The organism is Pseudomonas sp. GW823-FHT05G12, from assembly GCF_058795575.1.
This window is the reverse complement of sequence record NZ_CM179501.1, coordinates 463514-489746: the sequence shown is the minus strand read 5'-3', so window position 1 is coordinate 489746 and position 26233 is coordinate 463514. Positions and strand designations below refer to the sequence as shown.

Genomic DNA, 26233 nt, shown 5'->3' with positions numbered 1-26233 from the left:
CTTAATGAACATGAGCTTAATCATTACGACGAAACTAACTACATTCAGACAACACTCTGCACCTTAATAACGAACACCCCACTCCCTAAAATGACAGCCAGGCATCTCCTATACTCAGGCTCCGCTCCTCGCGCAGCCTCTCTGGCAAGGTCATTTCATGAACAAGAAGAACCGCCACCCCGCCGACGGCAAGAAGCCGATCACCATTTTCGGCCCGGACTTCCCTTTTGCTTTCGACGACTGGCTGGAACACCCGGCAGGCCTGGGCAGCATTCCGGCTGAGCGCCATGGGGAAGAGGTGGCCATTGTCGGTGCCGGTATCGCCGGCCTGGTAGCGGCCTACGAGCTGATGAAGCTGGGCCTCAAGCCGGTGGTGTACGAGGCTTCCAAGCTGGGCGGCCGGCTGCGCTCGCAAGCCTTCAATGGCACTGACGGGATCGTTGCCGAGCTGGGTGGCATGCGCTTCCCGGTGTCGTCCACCGCCTTCTACCACTACGTCGACAAGCTGGGCCTGGAAACCAAGCCCTTCCCCAACCCGCTGACCCCGGCTTCGGGCAGCACGGTGATCGACCTGGAAGGCCAGACCTACTACGCCGAGAAGCCCACCGACCTGCCGCAACTGTTTCATGAGGTGGCCGACGCCTGGGCCGATGCGCTGGAGAGCGGTGCGCAGTTCGCCGATATCCAACAGGCTATCCGCGACCGTGATGTACCGCGCCTGAAGGAACTCTGGAACAAGCTGGTGCCACTGTGGGACGACCGCACCTTCTACGACTTCGTCGCCACCTCGCGCTCTTTTGCCAAGCTGAGCTTCCAGCACCGAGAAGTGTTCGGCCAGGTCGGTTTCGGCACCGGCGGTTGGGACTCGGACTTCCCCAACTCGATGCTGGAAATCTTCCGCGTGGTGATGACCAACTGCGACGACCACCAGCATCTGGTGGTCGGGGGCGTGGAACAAGTGCCACAGGGCATCTGGCGCCACGTACCGGAACGCTGCGTGCATTGGCCGGAGGGCACCAGCCTGAGCACGCTGCATGGCGGCGCACCGCGTACCGGGGTCAAGCGCATTGCCCGCGCCGCCGATGGCCGCCTGGCGGTCACCGACAACTGGGGCGATACCCGCCACTACAGCGCAGTACTCGCCACCTGCCAAACCTGGTTGCTGACCACCCAGATCGACTGCGAGGAATCGCTGTTCTCGCAAAAGATGTGGATGGCCCTGGACCGTACCCGCTACATGCAGTCGTCGAAAACCTTCGTCATGGTCGACCGCCCGTTCTGGAAAGACAAGGACCCGGAAACCGGCCGTGACCTGCTGAGCATGACCCTCACCGACCGCCTCACCCGCGGCACTTACCTGTTCGACAACGGCAACGACAAGCCCGGGGTGATCTGCCTGTCGTACTCGTGGATGAGCGACGCGCTGAAGATGCTGCCGCACCCGGTGGAGAAGCGCGTACAACTGGCCTTGGATGCGCTGAAGAAGATCTACCCGAAGACCGATATCGCCGGGCACATCATCGGCGACCCGATCACGGTTTCCTGGGAGGCCGACCCGTACTTCCTCGGCGCCTTCAAAGGTGCGCTTCCGGGCCATTACCGCTACAACCAGCGCATGTACGCGCACTTCATGCAGCAGGACATGCCGGCGGAGCAGCGCGGTATCTTCATTGCCGGTGACGACGTGTCTTGGACCCCCGCCTGGGTTGAGGGCGCGGTGCAGACGTCGCTGAACGCGGTGTGGGGTATCATGAACCACTTTGGTGGCCACACCCACCCCGAAAACCCCGGCCCGGGCGATGTGTTCAACGAAATCGGGCCGATCGCCCTGGCGGATTGAGACAAGGAGGCACCATGCGCATCGCTCTGTACCAGGGCGCACCCAAGCCACTGGATGTGCCCGGCAACCTGCAACGGCTGCGCCACCAGGCGCAGTTGGCAGCCGAACGCGGCGCACAGTTGCTGGTGTGCCCGGAGATGTTCCTGACCGGCTACAACATCGGCCTGGCCCAGGTCGAGCGCCTGGCCGAGGCCGCCGATGGCCCGGCAGCCATGACCGTGGTAGAGATCGCCCAGGCGCACCGCATCGCCATTGTCTATGGCTACCCGGAGCGCGGCGACGACGGGGCGATCTGCAACAGCGTGCAGTTGATCGATGCGCATGGCCGCAGCCTGAGCAATTACCGCAAGACCCACCTGTTCGGTGAACTGGACCGCTCGATGTTCAGCCCAGGTGCCGACCACTTCCCGGTGGTGGAACTGGAAGGCTGGAAGGTTGGCCTGCTGATCTGCTACGACATCGAGTTCCCGGAGAACGCCCGACGCCTGGCGCTGGACGGCGCCGAGCTGATCCTGGTGCCGACGGCGAACATGACGCCGTACGACTTTACCTGCCAGGTGACCGTGAGGGCACGGGCGCAGGAAAACCAGTGCTACCTGGTATATGCCAACTACTGCGGCGCGGAAGACGAGATCGAGTATTGCGGGCAGAGCAGCATCATCGGCCCGGATGGCAGCTTGCTGGCCATGGCCGGGCGGGATGAGTGCCAGTTGTTGGCAGAGCTCGAACATGAGCGGGTGGTACAGGGGCGCAGGGCGTTTCCCTACCTGACCGATTTGCGCCAGGAGCTGCACCTGCGTAAAGGCTGACAGGGGCCGCTATGCGGCCCATTCGCGGGCACGCCCGCTCCCACGGGATCTGCGCTGCCTTTCATACCGGCGCCATACCCGCGAAAAGGCCGGGCCTGCAAACAAATCGGTTAGCATGGAGAGCAGCCACCGGAGCCCCCATGCCTGACGCCATCCGCCAACTCACCCTCGCCAACGGCTTGCAACTGACCCTGCGCCACGCCCCTCGCCTCAAGCGCTCGGCCGCCGCACTGCGGGTGCACGCGGGCAGCCACGACGCGCCTGCCAAATGGCCCGGTCTGGCGCACTTCCTCGAACACCTGTTCTTCCTCGGTACCCCGGGCTTCCCGCTGGAAGACGGCCTGATGCGCTACGTGCAAGCCCTGGGCGGCCAGGTCAACGCCAGCACGCGCGAACGCGCCACCGACTTTTTCTTCGAGGTGCCACCCAACGCGCTCGGTGGCGGTCTCGAGCGCCTGTGCCAAATGCTGGCAGAACCGGATCTGGGCATCGAACGCCAACGCCGTGAACGCGAAGTGATCCATGCCGAATTCATCGCCTGGTCGCGCAATCCAACGGCCCAACAGCAGTTCGCCTTGCTGCAGTCAGTGTCGGCCAAGCATCCACTGGGCGCTTTTCATGCTGGCAATCGATACACCCTGGCCTTGCACGACGCGGCTTTCCAGCAAGCGCTTGCGGGCTTTCATCAACGCTTCTACCAAGGCGGCCAGATCTGCCTGAGCCTTTGCGGTCCGCAGCCGCTGGATGAACTTGAACACCTTGCCCGGCAGCATGCCGAACTGTTCGCCGCAGGTGAGCGCGTGCCGCAAATGCCGCCGCCGCCACTGCCAGCAATCGCTAGCTCCCTGACCTTCACTCACCAAGGCCTCCCCAGCGGCGCCGAGCACGCCCTGGAACTGCTGATCGCTTACCTGGAGGACAGCCGCCCAGGTACCTGGCTGGGCGCGCTGCGCGAGCGTGGCTGGCTACAACGTTTCACAGCCGAAAGGCTGTATGCGTTCGCCGGTCAGCTGCTGTGGCACCTTGACCTGAAGCTCAGTGCCGACGCTTGCCCGGACGAAGCCAGCGCCCTGCTGCAAGGTTGGTTCAGGTTCATCCGTCAGGCCGACCGCGAACAGTTGAACCATCAATTCGGCTTACTGCAGCACAGCCGAGCGCACAGTGCCAGCGCGCTCGAGCTGGCCCGCCGGGACAGCACTGGCCAGCCGTTCGCCAAGCTGGATACCCAAGGGTTGCAGGCGCTTGGCGCCTTGCTGGAAAGCCTGCCAGGTGGCGACCATGGCGATTGGCAGCTTTTGCCAGTCGACCCATTGCTGATGGCTGACCTGCCCCATGCCAAGGCGCAGCCGCTGCCGGCAGCACTGAAGATCAGTGACCAGCTCCCGCCCGCGCGCCAATACGCTGCGCTGTACCTGCGCTGGCATGTACCTTCGCCGTTGCGCCAGCAGCTACAGCGTGTGCTGGAACTGGCCCTGGCACCGCTGCAGGAACGCTGTAACCGCGCCTCCGTGCAACTGCAGTACAGCAGCGCCGGAGAATACTGGCAGTTGCACTGCGCCGGCCTGCCAGCAGCAGTGCTGCGGGCAGTGGAACAAGCCTTGGCCTTGATGCTCAAGCCACCTGCCAGTTGCTGGCTGCCCTGCACGGCGCTGCCCCCGGCCCTTATCCCCATCAGGGCCCTGCTCAAGCAACTGCCAGACGCGGTACGGGGTAGCCTGCCCGCAGCGGTGCCTGCCTGCACGCTTACCCAGCAGCAACTCGACAGCCTGTGGCTGCACACCGAGTGGCATGGCATGGCCGCAGGCTTCGAGGATACCGCGCTAAAGGCCTTGGGCAATGCGCTGCAGCAGTGCCCTGGGCATGGCTCGCGACCTGGCCCCCTGCCAACCTGGGCAAACCACCGCTGGCAGCATGCCCAAGTGCCAGGCAGCGAACATGCCCTGCTGCTGTTCTGCCCGTTGCCGGCGGCAAAAGAGGCCGCGGGCCGCCTGTTAGCCCAATTGCTGCAAGGGCCGGTTTACCAGCGCCTGCGGGTAGACTTGCAACTCGGCTACGCGGTGTTCAGCGCCTTTCGTCAGGTCGAGGGGGTCGGTGGGCTGTTGTTTGGTGTGCAGTCCCCCCACACCGGTCAGGCACAGGTGCTCGACCACCTGCTCAGCCTGCTGCGCCATGGCGTCACCCTTGACCCGGCCGCTCGCCAGGCATTGGCTGGGCAATTCGACGAGCCCGCCATGGCCAATGCCGATGTCGCCGAATGGGCGTGGCAGACACACTTGGCCACACAAGCCGATCGGCTGGATGTGCTGCGCAGGTCTATCCTGACTACGCGGCAGACGGATCTGGACCACCTGCTGAGCGCCCTGCTCGACCCAGGTTCCGCTTGGCTATGTTTGGCCAACGCTGCCGCGCCAGACACTTCCTGGCAGGGCGAAAATCAATGATTATTACGCCAACTGCAACGGCGCTTCTCGAATAATTAACCTTCCGGTTCAAATTTTTCTTGTAAGATAGCGCAATCCCGTTTTCACGGAACTGCCAACGCATGGCGGTACCCAAGTAGTAGCTGAACAACCCAACCCTCATTCGGAAGGAGTAATTCCATGTGGACCAAACCTGCATACACTGACCTGCGTATCGGCTTCGAAGTCACCATGTACTTCGCTAACCGCTAAGCCAGGCTTAGGGTTTCACGCCTCGGCCTGCCGGGGCGTTTTCGTTTTTTCGATCCGGTTTCTGCATAGAGAGTGGCCATGTACATCCAGGTTCTCGGCTCCGCCGCCGGTGGCGGGTTCCCGCAGTGGAACTGCAACTGCGTCAACTGCAAGGGCTACCGCGATGGCACCCTGAAAGCCACGGCGCGCACCCAGTCATCCATCGCCCTGTCCGACGACGGTGTGCACTGGATATTGTGCAATGCCTCGCCCGACATCCGCGCCCAACTGCAGGCCTTTGCGCCGATGCAGCCGGCCCGGGCACTGCGCGACACCGGTATCAACGCCATCGTCCTGCTGGACAGCCAGATCGACCACACCACCGGCCTACTCAGCCTGCGCGAAGGCTGCCCGCATCAGGTGTGGTGCACGGACATGGTCCACCAGGACCTGACCACCGGTTTCCCGCTGTTCAACATGCTCAGCCACTGGAACGGTGGCCTGCAGTGGAACCGTATCGAGCTGGAAGGCAGCTTCGTGATCGACGCCTGCCCCAACCTCAAGTTCACCCCCTTCCCCCTGCGCAGCGCCGCGCCGCCTTATTCGCCACACCGCTTCGACCCGCACCCGGGCGATAACCTTGGTTTGATGGTCGAAGACACCCGCACCGGCGGCAAGCTGTTCTACGCCCCGGGCCTGGGCCAGGTAGACGAAAAGCTGCTGGCGATGATGCACGGTGCCGACTGCCTGCTGGTCGACGGCACCCTGTGGGAAGACGACGAAATGCAACGCCGTGGCGTGGGCACCCGCACCGGCCGCGAGATGGGTCACCTGGCCCAGAACGGCCCTGGCGGCATGCTGGAAGTGCTGGACGGTTTCCCGCGCCAGCGCAAAGTGCTTATCCACATCAACAACACCAACCCGATTCTCGATGAAAACTCACCCGAGCGCGCCGAAGTCCTGCGCCGGGGCGTCGAAGTTGCCTTCGATGGCATGAGCATCGAGTTGTAAAACAGTCTGTGAGGCGACACCAGACCCTGTGGGAGCGGGCATGCCCGCGAAAAAAGCCAACACGGTCGATGGCACCGGCTTCGCCGGTGTTCGCGGGCACGCCCGCTCCCACAAGGGAGAGGGATGTGCCAGGCCAGATAATCGTTCTACAGGAGCCAGCCGAATGAGCGACGCACTGCCAATGTCCCCTGCCGAATTCGAGCAGGCCCTGCGCGCCAAGGGCGCCTATTACCACATCCATCACCCGTACCACGTGGCGATGTACCAGGGGCGCGCCACCCGCGAGCAGATCCAGGGCTGGGTGGCCAACCGCTTCTATTACCAGGTCAACATCCCGATGAAGGATGCCGCGATCCTGGCCAACTGCCCGGACCGCGAAGTGCGCCGCGAGTGGATCCAGCGCCTGCTCGACCACGATGGTGCTCCCGGCGAGGATGGCGGCATCGAAGCCTGGCTGCGCCTGGGCCAGGCTGTCGGGCTGGACCCGGACCAATTGCGCTCGCAAGAACTGGTATTGCCAGGCGTGCGCTTTGCCGTGGACGCCTACGTCAACTTCGCCCGCCGCGCCAGCTGGCAGGAAGCCGCCAGCAGCTCGCTGACCGAGCTGTTCGCCCCACAAATCCACCAGTCACGCCTGGACAGCTGGCCGCAGCACTACCCGTGGATCGACCCCGCCGGCTATGAGTATTTCCGTACCCGCCTGGGCCAGGCGCGACGCGATGTGGAACACGGCCTGGCGATTACCCTGCAGCACTACACCACCCGTGCGGGCCAGGAGCGTATGCTGGAGATACTGCAGTTCAAGCTGGATATCCTCTGGAGTATGCTCGATGCCATGAGCATGGCCTACGAACTGAACCGCCCACCCTATCACTCCGTCACCCAGGAACGGGTGTGGCACAAGGGAATCACCCTATGAGTTTCGACCGTAACCAGGTACCCAACTGGCGCCCCGGCTACCGCTTCCAGTACGAGCCGGCGCAAAAGGGCCATGTGTTGCTGTACCCCGAAGGCATGATCAAGCTCAACGACAGCGCGAGCCTGATCGGTGGCCTGATCGACGGCCAGCGTGACGTGGCAGCGATCATCAGCGAACTCGAACAGCAATTCCCCGGTGTCCCGGAAGTGGCGGACGACATCGAGCAGTTCATGGAGGTGGCCCGTGCCGAACACTGGATCGTCCTCGCCTGAGTTGCCGCCCACGCCCGAGGTCGGCCTGCCGCTGTGGCTGCTGGCCGAGCTCACCTACCGCTGCCCGCTGCAGTGCCCTTACTGCTCCAACCCGCTGGACTTCGCCGCCCAGGGCCAGGAGCTGAGCACCGAACAGTGGTTCAAGGTCATGGCTGAAGCGCGGGAAATGGGTGCCGCACAAATCGGCTTTTCCGGCGGTGAACCGCTGGTACGCCAGGACCTTGCTCAACTGATCGCAGAGGCCCGCCGCCTGGGTTACTACACCAACCTGATCACCTCGGGCATTGGCCTGACCGAGGCGCGCATCGCCGACTTCAAGAAGGCCGGCCTGGACCATATCCAGATCAGCTTCCAGGCCAGCGACGAGCAGGTGAACAACCTGCTGGCCGGCTCGAAAAAGGCTTTTGCACAGAAGCTGGAAATGGCCCGCGCGGTGAAAGCCCATGGCTACCCGATGGTGCTCAACTTCGTCACCCATCGGCACAACATCGACAAGATCGACCGCATCATCGAGTTGTGCATTGCCCTGGAGGCCGACTTTGTCGAGCTCGCCACATGCCAGTTCTATGGCTGGGCGCACCTCAACCGCCTTGGGCTGCTGCCAACCCGCGCGCAGCTCGAGCGGGCAGAACGTATCACCAACGAATACCGGGACAAGCTCAAGGCCGAGGGCAACCCGTGCAAGCTTATTTTCGTTACCCCTGACTACTACGAAGAGCGCCCCAAGGCCTGCATGAACGGCTGGGGCAACCTGTTCCTCACCATCACCCCGGACGGTACCGCATTGCCCTGCCACGGCGCCCGCCAGCTGCCGGTGCAGTTTCCGAATGTACGCGACCACGACTTGCACCATATCTGGTATGAATCGTTCGGTTTCAACCGCTTCCGTGGCTATGAGTGGATGCGCGAACCGTGCCGCTCCTGCGACGAGAAAGAAAAGGACTTCGGCGGCTGTCGCTGCCAGGCCTTCATGCTGACCGGCGATGCCAGCAACGCCGACCCGGTGTGCGCCAAGTCGACCGAGCACGGCATCATCCTCAAGGCCCGCGAGGAGGCAGAAACCGCCCAGCTCGCGATCGAACAGATGACCTTCCGCAATGATCGAAACTCCCGTGTCATCGCCCGCGGCTGAATTCAGCGCGGCCCAGGCGGTTGCCGCCGGCACCGACTTCGCCGAACTCAAGGTCAGTGCCGACGGGCTGTTCTGGAACGAGTTCCGCCCAGCCGATGGAGCGTGCCGTATCTGGCACTGGCTGCACTACCAGGCCCGCTGCCTGACCCCGGACGGCTTCAGCGTACGCAGCCGGGTCTATGAGTACGGCGGCGGCAGCTTCTGCCTGGGTGGCGACGGGCTGGTGTTCGTCAACGAAAAGGATCAGCAGGTCTACACCCAGCCGCTGGACGATCTGTTACCACGTGCACTGACCCAGGATGCCCGCTGCCGCTATGGCGATGTGCAGTGGCACGACGGCCACGTGCTGGCCGTCGAAGAGCGCCATGCCGAGCAGGTAGAGCACCGCCTGGTCGCTTTGGGTGACAGCAGCCGCGAGGTGCTCGCCGAGGGCGCGGACTTCTACGCCTCGCCTGCCGTCAGTGCCGATGGCCAGCGCCTGGCGTGGATCGAATGGGACCGCCCGGCGCAGCCCTGGACCGTCACCCGGTTGATGTGCCGCGTGCGCGATGCCAGCGGCCACTGGGGACCGGCGCAATGTGTAGCCGCCGCCGAAGAATCGCTGCAACAACCACGCTTCGATGCCGAAGGTCGGCTCTACTGCCTGTCCGACCGCAATGGCTTCTGGCAACCCTGGGGTGAGGTCGATGGCCAATGGCGGGCGTTGCCTGCTGCACCGGCGGACCATGCTGCTGCGCCTTGGCAATTGGGCACCTGTACCTGGCTGGCACTGGGCCCGCAAAGCTACCTGGCCAGCTGGTTCGAAGACGGCTTCGGGCAATTGGGGCTGCGTGGTGAAGATGGCCGTATGGAGCGTTTCGCCAGTGCCTACACACGCTTTCGCAGCCTGGCCATGGACAGCGAACACCTGTATGCCATTGCCGCGTCGCCCATCAGCCCACCGGCAGTCATTGCCATTGACCGCTGCAACCATGAAGTACGCGTACTGGCCGGTGGTGCCGAAATACTGCCAGCAGGGCAAATCAGCCTACCGCAGCCGATCCACTACGGCAGTGGCGGCGAGCAGGCCCATGGTTTCTTCTACCCGCCAGCGCAGCCGCAAGGCGCCGCACCGCTGGTGGTGTTCATCCACGGCGGGCCAACCTCAGCCTGCTATCCCGTGCTCGACCCGCGCATCCAGTACTGGACCCAGCGTGGCTTTGCCGTGGCCGACCTCAATTACCGGGGCAGCACCGGCTATGGTCGGGAATACCGCAAGGCACTGCACCTGCGCTGGGGCGAAAGTGACGTGGCCGATGCCTGCGCGGCGGTCGAATACCTGGCTGCTCAAGGCCTGGTCGACAAGCACAAGGCGTTTATCCGCGGCGGTAGCGCCGGTGGCTACACCACCTTGTGCGCCTTGGCGTTCCATGACGTGTTCCGCGCTGGCGCCAGCCTCTATGGGGTCAGCGACCCGCTAGCCCTTGGCCGTGCCACGCACAAGTTCGAAGGGGATTACCTGGACTGGCTGATCGGCGACCCGCAGCGGGACGCTGAACGCTATCGCCAGCGCACGCCGCTGCTGCATGCGCAGCGCATCAAGGTGCCGGTGATTTTCTTCCAGGGTGAGCTGGATGCGGTGGTGGTGCCGGAGCAGACACGCGCCATGTTGGCGGCGCTACAGGCCAACGGGATCGACGCTGAAGGGCATTTTTATGCGCAGGAGCGGCACGGGTTCCGCAAGGCCGAGAACCTGGCGCATGCCTTGGAAGAAGAGTGGAAGTTCTATTGCCGGGTGTTGGCGCAGTAGTTCCAGGCGCCCCGAGCAGGAGCGACCTTGCGCTGCTCCTGCAGGGGCCAATCTCTGCCTGTATCAACGCTTGGCGATGATATACACCGCATGCACGATCCCCGGAATGTATCCCAGCAAGGTCAGCAGAATATTCAGCCAGAACGCCCCGCCAAACCCCACCTGCAGAAACACGCCCAGCGGTGGCAGAAGAATGGCGATGATGATGCGAATAAAGTCCATGCGAGTCTCTCCTGAAGGGTTACATCAAAGACTAGCTCCCGGCCGTAGAGGTTCCACAGGCAAAAAAAAACGCCCCGGGCCGAATGAAACAGGCCAGGGGCGATGCGCAGGAACGCCAGACGGTTCGTTGAATTCTTTGGCAGGCCGCTACGCCGGCACTTCGCGACGGGCCTGCTGCTGGGCATGCAGGCGGGCGAAAGCGCGCGCCAGGCGCAGCAGCATTTCGTCGATGTTGCCTTTGCTCACAGTCAGCGCCGGTGAAAAGCGCACTACATCCACTTGCGGCGCGTTGAGCAGCAGGCCTTCGTGCAGGGCCGCGGCCACCAGTTCGCGGGCCAGGTTTTCTTTCAGTTGCAGGGCCCATAACAGCCCGTGACCGCGCACTTCACCCTGACCATAGCGCCCGGTCAGGCGGCTCAGGCCTTCACGCAGGTGACGACCGTTGTCCTGGACCTGGGCCAGAAAGCCAGGTTCCAGCACGCTGTCCAGCACCGCCAGGCCGGCGGCGCACATCAGCGCGTTGCCGTGATGGCTGCCTTCCAGCTCACCAGGCTCGGCGCAGCATGCCTTGCCCCTCGCCAACAAGGCGGCCAGCGGCACACCGCCCCCCAGGCCCTTGCCCAAGGTAATGATGTCGGCACGCACGCCATAGAGCTCCTCGGCCAGCAGCGCACCACAGCGACCAATACCGGTCTGCACCTCATCAAGGATCAGCAGGATGCCCAGTTCGCGGCAGAGCGTTTCCACGCCCTTGAGGTATTCCTGAGTAGCGGGAATAACGCCCGCCTCGCCCTGTATCGGCTCGAGCATGATTGCCACGGTGCGTGAATCCACCTCGGCGTGCAGCGCCGCCAGGTCATTGAACGGCACCTTGCTGAAACCCGGCAGGCCAGGTTCGCAGCGATTGCACGGCAACGGGTCGGACGCGGACAGCGCGCCCAGGCTCCGGCCATGGCAGGCTTGGCTGGCAGTAATGATGTGATAGGCGCCATTGCGGTGCAGCTGGCCCCACTTGCGCGCCAGCTTGATCGCCCCTTCACAGGCCTCGGCACCGCTGTTGAGCAGGTAGGCCTGGTCACTGCCGGTACTCTGACACAGCCGGTTGACCAGTCCCAGCAGGCCACGGTTGTGGAAGCCCGAGCCCGGGTTGATCAAGGCCTGAGCCTGGTTGCCCAACGCTTTGACCAGCACGCTGGGGCTGTGGCCCAAGCTGTTGACCGCACCGCCCTGAGTGAAGTCCAGGTAGGCATGCCCTTCGTTGTCCCACAACCACGAGCCCTGGCCACGCACGAATACCTGCGCTGCACGTTCGGCGCCGGGCATCAGGCGCTCAGGCGACAGCTCAGACGCGTGCGGCACGATCACCGGCGCACGCTTGGGCTCGGCGACGGCGGCAGGAGCCGAGCGGCGCAGGTTGAACAGGTTCATCAGGGCTCCAACCAATCACGGTAAAGGGCAGCCACGGTGCGGTCTTGGTGCCGGCACTCGATATTTTGCCTTGCCTATCAAAAGTGTTTTTCATCCGGGGTAACAATCGACCGAATCATCGCTGTAACCCTTTGGAATACGGCGATAGACTAGGCTTCAGCAGGGTTTTCGACCATTTCGTTTTTCCAGCATTTTCGATAAGTGTTGCTTATGGATTTCCGCCAACTGCGTTATTTCGTCGCGGTGTACGAAGAAGGCCACGTAGGCCGTGCCGCCGAACGCCTGTCGCTGTCACAGCCGGCGCTTTCCCAGCAGATCCGCCAGTTGGAGCACAGCCTCGACCTGAGCCTGTTCGAGCGCAGCAACAAACGCTTGCTGCCGACCCTGGCTGCCCACACCTTGTACAACCATGCCCTGCCGTTGCTCGACGGCCTGCAGCGGGCCCACGAGGCCATGCGCAACTTCAAGGGCCAGTCGCTGCGCACCCTGGCTATCGGTGTATTGCAGACCGTGCGCCCAAGCCTGATACCGCAGCTGCTTGAACGGCTGCGCAAGGCTCAACCTCACCTGGTCGTGCAGATTTACGAGTTGTCGGGGTTGGAGATCGAACGGCGCCTGCTCAACGGCAACCTGGACATCGGCATCAGCTATTTGCCGCCGCGCCAGCCAGGGCTGCATGGCCTGCTGCTGTACGAAGACGAGCTGCAACTGGTCATACCCGATACCCACCCGCTGAAGGACTTCAAGAAGGTGTCCATCCGCCAAGCCGCCGAGTTGCCCATGCTGATGCTGGGCGAGGAGTTCCAGATCCGTCAGATCTGGCAGGCGCAGCTGGCCAGTCAGGGCCGACGGCCGCAGGTGCAGGCAGAGATGAACAATATGGCAGGGATTCTCGATAGCCTCGCGCACACAGCGCTGGCGACCATTCTGCCGGGGCGTGCCAAGGAGGCCGCCGAAGATGATCAAGGTCTGCTGTGGAAGCCGTTGAGCGAGCCGCGCGTGCCGTTGAAGGTCGGCCTGGTATTTCGCGATGCCCAGCGCCAGCAGGCCTCTGTGGAGCTGCTGCGCACGTTGCTGGAGGAAGAGACGGACGCTCGCCTGATGGGAGCATCACCGCTGGATGTGCTGGCCTGAAAAACACGCACGCAAAGAAAACCCCGCCGAAGCGGGGTTTTCCAGACTGTTTCCCTGTGACATCCGTATCGCCCCGCCATCCTGGCAGGTGGTCCTTCGTCGTCGTCCTTGATCTGTCCTTTGCGCTTCCTGCGCAACGTCCATGTGGTAAAGATTAACCGTGGATCCAATCTTAGAACAGTGGTGAAAAGTCACCACGTCGTGTAGGAAAAAGCTTACACAGGAGATTCATTCACAGATATGCGATGGCTGGGGCCGCTTCCACCTATCCAACTTAGGCGATACCTGTGGGAGCGGCCTTGCGTCGCGATTGGGCTGCGCAGCAGCCCCAAAAATCGATCAGAACTGCTCGGCTTCCAGCAGGTACAGCGACTCACTCCCCGCCTTCACCGAAGCCACCAGCGAATCCACCCGTGGCAGCAACCGCGCAAAGTAGAACCGCGCCGTCCCCAGCTTGCCCGAATAGAACGGCGCATCCCCCTCGCCCGCCAGCGCCGCCCGCGCCATCAGTGCCCACATGTAGCCATAGGCAACATAGCCAAAGGCATGCAGGTACTCGACCGAAGCCGCGCCAATTTCATTCGGGTTGCCCTTGGCCTGCTGCAATACCCACTCGGTCAAGCCGTCGAGCTGGTCGAGCGAAGCGCCCAGTGGCTTGGCGAATTCGTCCAGTTCGCTGCCTGCACCGGTAATGAACTGGCGAATCTCGTCAGAGAACAGCTTGTAGTATGCCCCGCCGCTGGCCACCACTTTACGCCCCATCAGGTCGAGGGCCTGGATGCCATTGGTACCCTCGTAGATCTGGGTAATGCGCACATCGCGCACCAACTGCTCCTGCCCCCACTCACGAATGTAACCATGCCCGCCGAATACCTGCTGGCCATGCACTGCGCACTCCAGGCCCAGGTCGGTGAGGAAGGCCTTGGCCACCGGCGTCAGCAGTGCCACCAGCTCTTCGCTGCGTTTGCGCACGCTGGCGTCTTCGCTGTACTTGGCACTGTCCAGTTGCATGGCCACGTAGGTGGAGAAAGCGCGGCCACCCTCGATCAGCGCCTTCATGGTCAAAAGCATGCGACGCACGTCCGGGTGGACGATGATCGGGTCGGCCGCCTTGTCCTTGGCTTGTGGGCCGGTCGGGGCACGGCTTTGCAGGCGATCGCGGGCGTACTCCACGGCGTTCTGGTAGGAGCGCTCGGCCGAAGCCAGGCCTTGAATGCCGACGCCCAGGCGCTCGTAGTTCATCATGGTGAACATGGCCGCCAGGCCTTTGTTCGGCTCACCGACGATGTAGCCGACAGCTTCGTCGAAGTTCATCACACAGGTAGCCGAAGCCTGGATGCCCATTTTGTGCTCGATCGAGCCGCAAGTGGCCGGGTTCCGTGCGCCGAGGCTACCGTCTTCATTGACCAGGAACTTCGGCACCAGGAACAGCGAAATCCCTTTCGGCCCCGCCGGTGCATCCGGCAACTTGGCCAGCACCAGATGGATGATGTTCTCGGTCAGGTCGTGTTCACCACCGGTGATGAAGATCTTGGTGCCGCTGACCTTGTAGCTGCCGTCAGCCTGGGGCTCGGCCTTGGTGCGGATGATGCCCAGGTCGGTGCCGGCATGCGGCTCGGTCAGGCACATGGAGCCGGCCCAAACGCCGGCATACATGTTCGGAAGGTATTTTTCCTTCAAGGCCTCGCTGGCGTGGGCGTTGATCGACAGGCAGGCGCCGGCGGTCAGCATCGGGTACAGGCCGAAGGCCAGGCTGGACGCGTTGACCATTTCCTCGACCTGGGCCGAGATGGCCTTGGGCATACCCATACCACCGAACAGCGGGTCGCCGCCCACGCCCACCCAGCCGCCTTCGGCGTAGGTGTTGTAGGCCTCGATGAAACCGGCTGGGGTGCGTACCGCGCCGTTGTCCCAATGGCAGCCCTCCTCGTCGGCGGCGCGGCTGAGAGGCGCAATGGTCCTGGCGGTGACCTTGCCGGCTTCTTCCAGCACGGCCATGGCCGTGTCGGCATCGACAACCTCGGCCAGCCCGGGCAACTGCGTCCACTGCTCGGCCACGTTGAAGACTTCATTCAGTACGAAGCGCATGTCGCGCAGCGGCGCTTTATAGTCAGCCATGACAACCTCTCGCTAGTCGGGTCGGGGCGGTCTCGGGGAACCGCGACACTGGGGTTACTGGCAGTGTAACCGAACAACTTTTGCGAGACATAGGGTCATCAATCGACTGCATAGTCTCATTCGGTCACGCCGTGCGCACTGCCCCACGCGGTGATTGTCGCCCATGCACCATGACACAATTGCGCCCCGCGCCTTTGGCACTGTAAAGCGCCTGGTCGGCGGATTTCAGCACCGCCTCGGGGTTGCGATGATCGGCCTGGCGCTCGGCCACGCCGATACTGATGGTGACCGAGACCGTGCCGCCGGCGCTGCCAGCCCGGCGCTGGCGCCCGGCGGTATCGTCCTGCGGGCGGTTGTGCTGATCGCGCAGGTGCATCACGTAATTGGCGATCACTTCACGCACGGCTTCCACATGCGGCACGCATTCCGCGGCGGTCTTGCCGGCGAACACCAGGGCGAACTCCTCCCCGCCATATCGGTAGGCACGGCCACCGCCGGTGACCTTGGACAAGCGGCTGGCGACCAACCGCAGCACCTGGTCCCCGACATCATGGCCGTGGGTGTCGTTGAATTTCTTGAAGTGGTCGACATCGGTCATGGCGATCACATAGTTACGCCCCAGGCGCTGCATGCGCTCGTTCAGCGCACGGCGCCCCGGCAGGCCAGTCAGCTCGTCACGGAAGGCCATCTGATAAGCCTCGTGCGCCACCGCTGCGGCGATCATCAGCATTACCTGGCTGCACATGATGTTCAAGGTAAACGGCAGGATGAAGGTTTGCGGCAGCATCCAGAAAATCCCCAGCAGACCGATCAACTGCGCGGCGTGCAGCGGCCGGGGTGCACGCAGGTACTGCACCACCAGCAGAATGAACACACCCAGGAACAGCGGGTAGACCATCTGGATCAGGCTCATCCAGTGGCCATGCAAAGCCGGCCAGCGGATCTCCGCCAACCAAGTCAGCAACGCCTCGGGGTAGCTTTGCTGGAGGGCCACCGCCACACTGCCCACGGCAAACAGCACCGCACCGCGGGCGACCAGGTCCTGCAGCAGGTGCGTACGCTCCTGCCAGGCGCCATACAGCCCGAACAGCGCCGGCAGTAACAGGCAGACAAGGTGGAAGATCACCGCGGCGTCCTCACGCACGCGGCCATGGTCACGGTAGAAGTCGGTCTGGGTATCGAGCAGGAAGTAGGCGATGTACACCGTCAGCATCAGGAACAGCTCACGCTGACGGCGGTAAACCGCGCAGTAGGTGCCACCCAGCAGCAGAACCAAGGTAGGCAGGACATTGAACAGCGATGTGAAAAAGACGCTGAGGTCTCTCACATAGGCTGCGGCGAGCCCTGCCAGCAACAAGAACAGCGACGGCAGGAAGTGGCTTGCGCGAACAGCGTTAAGACGAAACAAGGGTAATCTCCAACCCGGCAGATCAATAATGGCATTGTGCCCTCACTTCATCGGCACTGCACTGGAACAGTTGAATTTGCGGTTGGATGAACGAACTTCCGGCCGCCACGCGAGCCTTGTAGGAGCGGGTTTACCCGCGAATGCGGTGGTGGCGGCAACGGTGAACGGCGGGTGGAGATTGGCCAGCAGGCCCGGCCTCTTCGCGGGTGAACCCGCTCCTACACGACGGCCTGTGTCCAACCCCTGACGTGTGGCCACCACCGATCAGTGTGGTAGGAGCGGGTTTACCCGCGAATACGGTGGTGGCGGCAACGGTGAACGGCGGGTGGAGATTGGCCAGCAGGACCGGCCTCTTCGCGGGTGAACCCGCTCCTACACGACGGCCTGTGGCCAACCCCTGACGTGTGGCCACCACCGATCAATGTGGTAGGAGCGGGTTTACCCGCGAATACGGTGGCGGCGGCAACGGTGAACGGCGGGTGGAGATTGGCCAGCAGGACCGGCCTCTTCGCGGGTGAACCCGCTCCTACACGACAGCCTGTGGCCAACCCCTGATGTGTGGCCATCACCGATCAGTGTGGTAGGAGCGGGTTTACCCGCGAATACGGTGGTGGCGGTAACGGTGAACGGCGGGTGGAGATTGGCCAGCAGGACCGGCCTCTTCGCGGGTGAACCCGCTCCTACGAGGGACCACGCTGAACCTGAAGACAAAAAACCCGCCTGCCGGTCAGGGCAGGCGGGTTTTGGCTACAGCTCCAGTATCAGTACAACAGGCCGAAGTGCTCTTCGTCCATCGCCATCAGGTTGTTGGCGCCCGACAGCATGGTCGCCACATGGGTACGGGTACGCGGCAGGATGCGCTGGAAGTAGAAGCGGGCAGTCTGCAGCTTGGCGGTGTAGAACGCCTCCTCGCTGGTACCGGCTGCCAGTTTCTCGGCGGCCAGGCGGGCGATGTCGGCCCAGAAGTAGGCCAGGCAGGCATAGCCGGAGTACATCAGGTAATCGACCGAAGCCGCACCCACTTCTTCACGGTCCTTCATGGCAGCCATGCCCACTTTCATGGTCAGCTCGCCCCACTCCTTGTTGATGGCCGCCAGCGGTTCGACGAACTCCTTGACCGCTTCGTTACCTTCCTGCGCCTGGCAGAACTTGTGCACGATCTTGGTGAAGCCCTTCAGTGCTTCGCCCTGAGTCATCAGCACTTTACGACCGAGCAGGTCGAGGGCCTGAATACCGGTAGTGCCTTCGTACAGCATGGAGATACGGCTGTCGCGCACGTTCTGCTCCATGCCCCATTCGGCGATGAAGCCATGGCCGCCGTAGATCTGTACGCCGTGGTTGGCGGCTTCGAAGCCGACTTCGGTCATGAATGCCTTGGCGATCGGGGTCAGGAATGCCAGCAGGGCGTCAGCCTTCTTGCGCTCTTCTTCGTCCTGGCTGTACTTGACGATGTCCACCTGCTTGGCGGTGAAGTAAACCATCGCGCGGTTGCCTTCGGCGAAGGCCTTCATGGTCAGCAGCATGCGACGCACGTCCGGGTGGACGATGATCGGGTCCGCGGCCTTGTCCGGTGCTTTCGGGCCGGTCAGGGAACGCATCTGCAGGCGCTCACGGGCGTACTTCAGGCCACCCTGGAACGCCACCTCGGCGTGGGCCAGGCCTTGCAGCGCGGTCCCCAGACGAGCAGTGTTCATGAAGGTGAACATGCAGTTCAGGCCTTTGTTGGCTGGGCCGATCAGGTAGCCGGTGGCAGCATCGAAGTTCATGACGCAGGTAGCGTTACCGTGGATGCCCATCTTGTGTTCGATCGAGCCGCAGCTCACGCCGTTGCGCTCGCCCACGCCGCCCTCGGCGTTGGGCAGGAACTTCGGCACGATGAACAGCGAAATCCCCTTGGTACCGGCCGGTGCGTCCGGCAGGCGGGCCAGGACGATATGGACGATGTTGTCGGCCATGTCGTGCTCACCGGCCGAAATGAAGATCTTGGTGCCCGACACTTTGTAGCTGCCGTCGGCCTGTGGCTCGGCCTTGGTGCGTAGCATGCCCAGGTCGGTGCCGCAGTGCGGTTCGGTCAGGCACATGGTGCCGGTCCACTCGCCGGACACCAGCTTGGTCAGGTAGGTGTGCTGCTGCTCGGCAGTGCCATGCGCAGAAATAGTGTTCATCGCGCCATGCGACAGGCCTGGGTACATACCCCACGACCAGTTCGAGCCACCGACCATTTCGCTCAGGGCCAGGCCCAGCGACTCTGGCAGGCCTTGGCCGCCATGCTCGACGTCATGTGCCAGGCTCGGCCAGCCGCCTTCGACGAACTGCTGGTAGGCTTCCTTGAAGCCGGTTGGGGTTTTCACCCCCGATTCGCTCCAGGTGCAGCCTTCCTGGTCACCCACGCGGTTCAGCGGCGACAACACCTGCTCACAGAACTTCGCGCCTTCTTCAAGGATCGCGTCGACCATGTCGGGCGTGGCGTCCTGGCAGCCCGGCAGGCTCTGATAGTGCGCCTCATAGCCAAGCAGCTCGTCGCGAACGAAGCGGATATCACGCAAGGGGGCTTTGTAGTCAGGCATTGCGATGAACCTCTAGGTGAGTTCTGTGGGGTGACCCGCGCTTGGCGGAAGCCGATCAAACAGTTGTTTGAAACTTACGTTTAGCTCAGCTTTCTGTCAAGGATGGACTATGGTGCCATTTACGCCACGAAAAATGGCAAATACGCCAACGCTCGGCAAAACGCCTGTAGGAGCGGGCTCGCCCGCGGATGCGTCCAACCAAACCAGACTGCTGTCTGATCGGACGCATTCGCGGGCAAGCCCGCTCCTACAAGGGCAGGCGCTGAAATAGGGGATGACGCAAGTGTTCAGGCGTAGGTGTCGATGATCCGGCCAAGCATTTCGTCGGATGCCTTGGCGACCTTTGCGCCGAGTTCGACTTCGGTCTTGCCCACCGCCTGTTGCACGACACTGGTGGCCAAGTCCATCTGCTGGCTGCGGTCGACCGCGCGCAGGCGTTCGGCCTGAAAATCGCTGGACTGGCTAGTGGCGGTACGTTCGGCAGTGGTGTTGGCGATCTGGCTGGCGGCCTGATCGACGCGGTTCTGGCCGGTCTGGATTGCGCTCAGGCCCGCGTAGTAGGCGGAGCTACCGGTGATTTCCATGTCAGGACTCCATTGACGCTGGATGACGAACAGCCCCAATTAAAACAGGCTAGGGGCGAAAAGGCCCGTTTAAATCCCTAATGGCTCAATGCCAGTTGATAGGCCTTGGGTATTCCTGCTCTGGCCACTTCGCGGTTAAACCCGCGCCCACAACGGTATGCGTTCTCTCGTAGGAGCGGGTTTACCCGCGAAGAGGCCGGGCCCGCATCACACTAATCCAGCAGATCCAGCTGCAGATGCTCCGCCACCATGTCGGCACTGGCCTGCTTGAGCTTGGGCACCCGCCCCAGGCAAGGCGCCGGCAAGCGCTCTGCCAGGCTGGCCAGGTTCTCTTCCAGGCGTGAGGTGCGCGGCTCGATGATGTTTGCCACCCAACCCGCCAACTGCAGCCCATCACGCTCGATCGCTTCGGCGCTGAGCAAGGCATGGCTGATGCAACCCAAGCGCACGCCTACCACCAGAATCACCGGCAACCGCAGGGCAACGGCAAGGTCGGACAGGTTCTCCAGGCCCGACAGCGGTACGCGCCAGCCGCCGGCCCCCTCTATCAAGGTGAAGTCGGCATTTTGTTGCAGCACATTGCGCATCGCCGCGAGCAGTTCTGGTACAGCCAGCGTCACCCCTGCCTCGCGCGCCGCCACATGCGGGGCTATAGCAGGCTCGAAGGCAAACGGATTGACCTGCTCATAGGGCAGCTTGACCGTGCTTTCGTCGATCAGCGCCAGGGCATCGCTATTGCGCAAGCCTTTCGGCGTCATCGTGCAGCCCGAGGCCACCGGCTTGGCACCCAGCGTGCTCATGCCCTGCAAACGCGCCGCATGCAGCAGGCCGGCAGCGATGGTGGTCTTGCCGACATCGGTATCGGTACCCGCAATGAAAAAGGCCTGGCTCATCGTGCTCCCCTTACACCTGTGGCTTGCGCAACACACCATAGACCACTTGATAGGTGGCTGGCAGCCCCGCAGGCTGGCGAAATGCCTCATAGGCCTGCAACAGGCCCTGCATTCGCGCCCGGCCGGTGAGGCCGGAAGGTCGCCCAGGGTTCAGATTGTGCGCCCCCAACGCCTTCAGTTCGTGGGTCAGGCTGCGCACATCCGGGTAGTGCAGCACATGCGGGCACCGCTCCAGCTCAAGCTGTTCAAAACCGCTGGCTGCGCACAGGCGCTGATAGTCTTCGAAACGGCGGAAGCGGTTTACATGCACCAGGCCATCCACCGCCTGCCAGCTGGCGCGCAGTTCGTCGAGAGTGCCCACGCACAGGCTGCTGAAGGCCAGTACTCCACCTGGGCGCAGCACCCGCTGCGCCTCGGCCAGCACACTGGCGAACTGATCGCACCACTGCACCGCCAGGCTGGAAAACACCAGGTCGACACTGGCATCGCGCAGCGGCAGACGCTCGGCGTCGCCAACCACGTGATACTGCGCACCACCCTTTACATGACGGGCATGAAGCAACATGCCTTCGGCTATATCCACCGCCACGCCGCTGGCCTGGACGAAACGCTCGGCCAGCATGCGGCTGAAATGGCCGGTGCCACTGCCCAGGTCCAGCCATTGTGACGGCTGCAGGCCTGCCGGCAACTGCTCCAGCAGGCTCAGGCCTACAGCGCGCTGAAGGGCCGCCACGCTGTCGTAACTGGCCGCGGCGCGGGAGAACGAGGCCGCCACCTGGCGCTTGTCGGGCAATGCGCCGGGCAGGGTCGGACGGGAAAGGTCAGTCATCGCCACTCTCATGCAGAAAACTCTTGATGCCCGCCGCCAGCTCCTGCGGGTACTCCAGCAGGAACGCGTGGGAACTGTCTTCGACCAGGCCCACTTCTACATCGGGCAACAGCTCGCTCAACGCCTTTGCCGCCTCTGCCGGCACTAGCGCGTCGCTGCCGGCGAACAGGTGCAGCTGCGGGCCACCATAGGCCTGCAAGGCTTCACGGGTGTCCAGCTTGGCCAGCACTTCAAGGCCAGTGGCCAGGTACAACGGGTCGGTATCCGGCACACCGACACCCAGTTGGCGCAACAGGGTGCGCGGCTGCAGGGCGCCATCGCTGCACAAGGTACGGAAGCGCTTGAGGGTGACCTGGGTGTGGTTGCGGCAGCCGTCGAGGAAGGTGCCGAAGGTGTCTTCGGCCATGCCATGGGGCCAATCTGGCCGGGCCAGGAAGCTGGGGTTGCTGGCCAAGGTCAGCAGCCCGCAGCAGTGGTCGCCACGCTTGTGCGCCAGCGCGCTGGCCAACATGCCACCCATTGACCAGCCACCCAGCCAGACATCGTTGGGCAGCTTGCGGTCCAAATGATCGATCCAGGCCTGCACATCGCTGTGGGCCAGTTCTGGCAGGGGCATCAGCTCTACCTGCAGGCGGGCGTCCTGGGCTCGCAGGCTAGCGGCCAGCGGCTCCAGCGCAGCAGTTCCCAAGCCCCAGCCGGGCAATAGAACAAGTCGATTACGCATCGGCGTTCTCCAACTGTGGATAACACTCGGCCAATGCATTCAACAATAGCTGCACCTGCGCCTCGCTGTGTGCGGCGCTCAGGGTTACCCGCAGGCGTGCGCTGCCAGCCGGCACGGTGGGTGGGCGGATGGCCGTCACCAGCAAGCCGCGCTCACGCAGCAGGCGTGACAGGCGCAACGCCTGCGCACTGTCGCCGATGACGATGGGCTGGATCGGCGTCGGGCTGTCCATCAACTGCAGCCCCAGCTGCTGCGCGCCTTCTCGGAACTGGCGAATCAAGGCTGCCAGGTGCTCACGACGCCAGGTTTCGCGGCGCAGCAGCTCCAGGCTCTTGAGTGTGGCGCAGGCCAGCGCCGGTGGCTGGCTGGTGGTGTAGATATAGGGGCGGGCGAACTGTACCAGCGCCTCGATCAGCGCTTCGCTGCCAGCAACAAAGGCGCCCGCAGTGCCGCAAGCCTTGCCCAGCGTGCCGATCAGCACCGGTACGTCATCCACGCCCAGGCCAAAGTGCTCGACGATGCCGCCGCCCTGTGCGCCCAAGGTACCCAGGCCATGGGCATCGTCAACCATCAGCCAGGCTCCGCGGGCACGGGCGACATCAGCCAGCGCCGGCAGGTCGGCCAGGTCACCGTCCATGCTGAATACGCCATCGGTCACCACCAGGGTATTGCCGACTGCCTTGTCCAGGCGGCTGGCCAGGCTGGCCGGGTCGTTATGCAGGTAGCGGTTGAAGCGGGCACCACTGAGCAGCCCGCCATCCAGCAGCGAGGCATGGTTGAGGCGGTCTTGCAGTACCGTGTCGCCCTGCCCCACCAGCGCGGTGATGGCGCCCAGATTGGCCATATAGCCGGTGGAGAACAACAGGGCGCGCGGGCGGCCGGTGAGTTCAGCCAGTGCCTCTTCAACCTGATGGTGCGGGGTGCTGTGGCCAACCACCAGGTGCGAGGCACCACCACCCACACCCCAGCACTCGGCGCCGGCCTGCCAGGCGGCGATCACCTCGGGGTGGTTGGCCAGGCCCAGGTAGTCATTGCTGCAGAAGGCCAGCAACCGCTGGCCGTCGACCACCACTTCCGGCCCTTGCGGGCTTTCCAGCAATGGCCGCTGCCGATACAGGTCTGCGGCGCGCCGTTCGGCCAGGCGCGCTGCCAGGTCGAAAGCCATGTCAGGCTGTCGCGGCGTCGTAGAACATCTCGCTGCTGCGCTGCTCGACCAGCGCTTGCTCGATGGCTGCCTGGTGCACTTCGTCGGCGTGCTCTTCACGCGCTTCGGGCTTGATGCCCAGGCGTGCGAACAGCTGCATGTCCTTGTCGGCCTGGGGGTTGGCAGTGGTCAGCAGCTTTTCGCCGTAGAAGATCGAGTTGGCGCCCGCCATGAACGCCAGGGCCTGCATCTGCTCGTTCATCTGCTCGCGGCCGGCGGACAGGCGCACGTGAGACTTGGGCATGAGGATACGGGCCACGGCCAGCATACGGATAAAGTCGAACGGGTCGACGTCCTCTTCCTCAGCCAGCGGCGTGCCGGCCACCTTGACCAGCATGTTGATCGGCACCGACTCCGGGTGTTCCGGCAGGTTGGCCAGCTGGATCAGCAGGCCGGCGCGGTCATCCAGCGATTCACCCATGCCCAGAATGCCACCAGAGCAGATTTTCATCCCGGCATCGCGTACGTAGGCCAGGGTCTGCAGGCGCTCGCTGTAGGTACGTGTGGTGATGATACTGCCGTAGAACTCCGGCGAGGTGTCGAGGTTGTGGTTGTAGTAGTCCAGACCAGCGTGGGCCAGGGCCTTGGTCTGCTCCTGGTCGAGTTTGCCGAGGGTCATGCAGGTTTCCAGGCCCATGGCCTTGACGCCTTTGACCATCTCCAGCACGTAGGGCATGTCTTTGGCCGACGGGTGCTTCCACGCCGCCCCCATGCAGAAACGGGTAGAACCGATGGCTTTGGCGCGGGCAGCTTCTTCCAGCACCTTCTGCACTTCCATCAGCTTCTGTTTCTCCAGCCCGGTGTTGTAGTGGCCGGACTGCGGACAATATTTGCAATCTTCCGGGCAGGCGCCGGTCTTGATCGACAGCAAGGTCGAAACCTGCACGCGGTTGGGGTCGAAATGCGCGCGGTGCACGGTCTGCGCCTGGAACAGCAAGTCATTGAACGGTTGCTGGAACAGCGCCTTGACCTCGGCCAGGGACCAGTCGTGACGTGTTGTTGCAGTTGTGCTGGCGCTCATCGGCGTTTCCTTGTTTAGGCTGTAGCTGGCGCCGGGACAGGAAAGCCCGCCAGCGCATCACGGATAGCTCGCATAGTCATGGAAGGCCTATGAACTGTCAACTGCACTGGAAGCGACTGGTTTACAAGTGCTCACTTATTAATCAGAAGTGCTTGTTATGCGATGAACCTGCCGAGCAGCATTACCCGCTGTGCATCACCTGCGAACAGGCGCTGCCCTGGCTGGGTGATCAGTGCCGGCATTGCGCCCTGCCCTTGCCCATGGCCGGCTTGACCTGCGCCCCGTGTGGCCGCTGCTTGCCGGCCTTCGATCAGGTCATTGCCCTGTGGCATTTCGGCTTTCCGGTGGACACGTTGATCAGCCGTTTCAAGCACAATCGCCAATGGCCTTTGGGGCGCCTGATGGCTGAGCTGCTGGGGCAGGGGCTGCAGTATCGCTATGCCGAAGGGTTGCCTCGCCCTGACCTGCTGTTGCCTGTGCCTTTGGCCAGGCGTCGACTGCGCGAGCGGAGGTTCAACCAGGCAGGGATGCTTGGGCGGTGGTTGTCGTCGCACGTCGGGGTAACCTGCAACGAGCGTTTGCTGGCCCGCACCCGCGATACACCGGCACAGCAACATCTGGGCGCCAAGGCACGGCGGCGCAATTTGCGCCAGGCGTTCGCGGTAAAGGGCGAACTGGAAGGCAAGCATGTCGCCATCGTCGATGATGTGTTGACCACCGGTGCCACTGCGCAGGCTATCGCCCAGGCACTGCGCAAGGCAGGTGCGCGGCGGGTGGATGTGTATTGCCTGGCACGTACGCCCAAACCGGGGTATGTATGACCAGGCGCGACCTGCCCCTTTGTAAAGCACCTTTGTATACGGAATACCCATGTCCCTACCCCCCGTTCTCACCCAGCACATCGCCCGCCGCCCACAGCGCATCGCGCTGCTGCAGCACATTGCCGAACAAGGCTCGATCACCCGCGCCGCCAAGGCCGCGGGTATCAGCTACAAGGCGGCCTGGGATGCCATTGACGAGCTCAACAACCTGGCCAGCCAGCCCTTGGTCAAGCGCAGCACCGGTGGCCGCGGCGGTGGCGGTGCGCACTTGTCGGCGGAAGGCGAGCGGGTGTTGCGCCTGTACCAAAGGCTGCAGGCCCTACAGGCACAAATCCTTGAAGCCGCCGAAGAATCCGGCGACCTCGACCTGCTCGGGCGCCTGATGCTGCGCACCAGTGCGCGCAACCAGTTGCAGGGCCAGGTCAGCGGTCTGCGCCCTGAAGGCCGGTATGACCGCGTCAGCCTGGCATTGGGTGGCGGGCTGGAGATCGATGCGCTGATCACCCACGACAGCACGGCGCGCCTGGAGCTGACAGTGGGAACAACGGTGGTGGCGCTGCTCAAGGCCGGGTGGGTGCGCTTGTTGGCGGAGGGGGAAGAGGCCGAAGCGGGGAGCAATTGCCTTTGCACGAAGGTGGAGGAAGTGCTGGCAGAGGTCGATGGGCCCAGTGAAGTCAGGCTGGCGTTAGGCAACGGGCAGACCCTGTGTGCAATGGCTGATGCGCACTGGTTGGCTGCCCAGCAGGTCGTGGATGGCAGTGTGGTACGGGTGCAGTTTCACCCGTCTTATGTGTTGATCGGGGTTCCCGCATAGTCTGGCCGCGCGGTGCGCGGTTCGCGGGCTTGCCCGCTCCCAC

General features: G+C 63.4%; 23 protein-coding genes. 12 read left to right on the top strand and 11 right to left on the bottom strand.

What is annotated here, in order from left to right; translation table 11 throughout:
• Window positions 1-157 precede the first annotated feature (157 nt).
• The 9 genes from AC3RCM_RS02135 to AC3RCM_RS02095 all read left to right on the top strand — a co-directional run bounded on the left by AC3RCM_RS02135 (window position 158) and on the right by AC3RCM_RS02095 (window position 10423).
• Window positions 158-1840 (top strand): flavin monoamine oxidase family protein, encoded by a 1683-nt coding sequence (locus AC3RCM_RS02135; protein WP_064491647.1) that lies wholly within the window; start codon window positions 158-160, stop codon window positions 1838-1840.
• A gap of 14 nt (window positions 1841-1854) precedes the next feature.
• Window positions 1855-2649: a carbon-nitrogen hydrolase family protein gene (locus AC3RCM_RS02130; RefSeq protein ID WP_492629335.1), complete on the top strand. Its 795-nt coding sequence runs from the start codon at window positions 1855-1857 to the stop codon at window positions 2647-2649.
• Window positions 2650-2789: 140 nt separating this feature from the next.
• On the top strand, window positions 2790-5090 hold the full coding sequence (gene pqqF, locus AC3RCM_RS02125) for a pyrroloquinoline quinone biosynthesis protein PqqF (protein ID WP_492629334.1): 2301 nt from the start codon (window positions 2790-2792) through the stop codon (window positions 5088-5090).
• A 159-nt stretch (window positions 5091-5249) separates the two neighbouring features.
• Window positions 5250-5321, top strand: coding sequence for a pyrroloquinoline quinone precursor peptide PqqA (pqqA, locus tag AC3RCM_RS02120; protein WP_003243383.1), 72 nt, complete (start codon window positions 5250-5252; stop codon window positions 5319-5321).
• 78 nt (window positions 5322-5399) lie between these two features.
• Window positions 5400-6311 (top strand): pyrroloquinoline quinone biosynthesis protein PqqB, encoded by a 912-nt coding sequence (gene pqqB, locus AC3RCM_RS02115; protein WP_010951729.1) that lies wholly within the window; start codon window positions 5400-5402, stop codon window positions 6309-6311.
• Between the two features lie 163 nt (window positions 6312-6474).
• Complete coding sequence (pqqC, locus tag AC3RCM_RS02110; protein WP_003255592.1) at window positions 6475-7230, top strand: pyrroloquinoline-quinone synthase PqqC; 756 nt, start codon at window positions 6475-6477, stop codon at window positions 7228-7230.
• Entirely contained in the window at window positions 7227-7502 is a 276-nt protein-coding gene (gene pqqD, locus AC3RCM_RS02105; protein ID WP_010951728.1) for a pyrroloquinoline quinone biosynthesis peptide chaperone PqqD, read from the top strand. Before pqqC ends, pqqD begins: the two co-directional genes overlap by 4 nt.
• Entirely contained in the window at window positions 7474-8634 is a 1161-nt protein-coding gene (gene pqqE / locus AC3RCM_RS02100; protein WP_014860209.1) for a pyrroloquinoline quinone biosynthesis protein PqqE, read from the top strand. The genes pqqD and pqqE overlap by 29 nt, the downstream gene beginning before the upstream one ends.
• The gene (locus AC3RCM_RS02095) at window positions 8600-10423 is read left to right on the top strand and encodes a S9 family peptidase (protein ID WP_492629333.1); all 1824 of its coding nucleotides are present in this window, start codon (window positions 8600-8602) and stop codon (window positions 10421-10423) included. Before pqqE ends, AC3RCM_RS02095 begins: the two co-directional genes overlap by 35 nt.
• Before the next feature lie 63 nt (window positions 10424-10486).
• On the opposite strand, the gene AC3RCM_RS02090 is transcribed toward AC3RCM_RS02095, so the two are convergent.
• Both AC3RCM_RS02090 and AC3RCM_RS02085 read right to left on the bottom strand, forming a co-directional pair.
• On the bottom strand, window positions 10487-10645 hold the full coding sequence (locus tag AC3RCM_RS02090) for a YqaE/Pmp3 family membrane protein (protein ID WP_003177654.1): 159 nt from the start codon (window positions 10643-10645) through the stop codon (window positions 10487-10489).
• A 147-nt stretch (window positions 10646-10792) separates the two neighbouring features.
• On the bottom strand, window positions 10793-12073 hold the full coding sequence (locus AC3RCM_RS02085) for an aspartate aminotransferase family protein (protein ID WP_020191554.1): 1281 nt from the start codon (window positions 12071-12073) through the stop codon (window positions 10793-10795).
• A gap of 210 nt (window positions 12074-12283) precedes the next feature.
• Here AC3RCM_RS02085 and AC3RCM_RS02080 point away from each other — a divergent pair, with 210 nt between their 5' ends.
• Complete coding sequence (locus AC3RCM_RS02080; RefSeq protein WP_010951723.1) at window positions 12284-13207, top strand: LysR family transcriptional regulator; 924 nt, start codon at window positions 12284-12286, stop codon at window positions 13205-13207.
• Window positions 13208-13546: 339 nt separating this feature from the next.
• Here AC3RCM_RS02080 and AC3RCM_RS02075 read toward each other — a convergent pair whose 3' ends face one another.
• The 9 genes from AC3RCM_RS02075 to bioB all read right to left on the bottom strand — a co-directional run bounded on the left by AC3RCM_RS02075 (window position 13547) and on the right by bioB (window position 24555).
• The gene (locus tag AC3RCM_RS02075) at window positions 13547-15325 is read right to left on the bottom strand and encodes an acyl-CoA dehydrogenase C-terminal domain-containing protein (protein WP_064491643.1); all 1779 of its coding nucleotides are present in this window, start codon (window positions 15323-15325) and stop codon (window positions 13547-13549) included.
• A gap of 124 nt (window positions 15326-15449) precedes the next feature.
• Complete coding sequence (locus AC3RCM_RS02070; protein ID WP_064491642.1) at window positions 15450-16733, bottom strand: GGDEF domain-containing protein; 1284 nt, start codon at window positions 16731-16733, stop codon at window positions 15450-15452.
• Between the two features lie 761 nt (window positions 16734-17494).
• Complete coding sequence (locus AC3RCM_RS02065) at window positions 17495-19300, bottom strand: phenylacyl-CoA dehydrogenase (protein ID WP_492629332.1); 1806 nt, start codon at window positions 19298-19300, stop codon at window positions 17495-17497.
• Window positions 19301-19587: 287 nt separating this feature from the next.
• Window positions 19588-19884: a hypothetical protein gene (locus AC3RCM_RS02060; protein ID WP_003255603.1), complete on the bottom strand. Its 297-nt coding sequence runs from the start codon at window positions 19882-19884 to the stop codon at window positions 19588-19590.
• Between the two features lie 212 nt (window positions 19885-20096).
• The gene (bioD, locus tag AC3RCM_RS02055) at window positions 20097-20777 is read right to left on the bottom strand and encodes a dethiobiotin synthase (protein ID WP_003255605.1); all 681 of its coding nucleotides are present in this window, start codon (window positions 20775-20777) and stop codon (window positions 20097-20099) included.
• Window positions 20778-20787: 10 nt separating this feature from the next.
• Window positions 20788-21606, bottom strand: a complete 819-nt coding sequence (bioC, locus tag AC3RCM_RS02050) for a malonyl-ACP O-methyltransferase BioC (RefSeq protein ID WP_064490770.1) — start codon at window positions 21604-21606, stop codon at window positions 20788-20790.
• Entirely contained in the window at window positions 21599-22330 is a 732-nt protein-coding gene (locus AC3RCM_RS02045; RefSeq protein ID WP_064490769.1) for an alpha/beta fold hydrolase, read from the bottom strand. The genes bioC and AC3RCM_RS02045 overlap by 8 nt, the downstream gene beginning before the upstream one ends.
• On the bottom strand, window positions 22323-23495 hold the full coding sequence (gene bioF, locus AC3RCM_RS02040) for an 8-amino-7-oxononanoate synthase (protein ID WP_492629331.1): 1173 nt from the start codon (window positions 23493-23495) through the stop codon (window positions 22323-22325). The genes AC3RCM_RS02045 and bioF overlap by 8 nt, the downstream gene beginning before the upstream one ends.
• A 1-nt stretch (window position 23496) precedes the next feature.
• Entirely contained in the window at window positions 23497-24555 is a 1059-nt protein-coding gene (gene bioB, locus AC3RCM_RS02035) for a biotin synthase BioB (RefSeq protein ID WP_064490767.1), read from the bottom strand.
• A gap of 89 nt (window positions 24556-24644) precedes the next feature.
• Here bioB and AC3RCM_RS02030 point away from each other — a divergent pair, with 89 nt between their 5' ends.
• Together AC3RCM_RS02030 and AC3RCM_RS02025 are read left to right on the top strand one after the other, a co-directional pair.
• Window positions 24645-25376, top strand: coding sequence for a ComFC family protein (locus AC3RCM_RS02030; protein WP_336090718.1), 732 nt, complete (start codon window positions 24645-24647; stop codon window positions 25374-25376).
• 49 nt (window positions 25377-25425) lie between these two features.
• Window positions 25426-26190 (top strand): TOBE domain-containing protein, encoded by a 765-nt coding sequence (locus AC3RCM_RS02025; RefSeq protein ID WP_104886792.1) that lies wholly within the window; start codon window positions 25426-25428, stop codon window positions 26188-26190.
• Window positions 26191-26233: the final 43 nt, after the last annotated feature.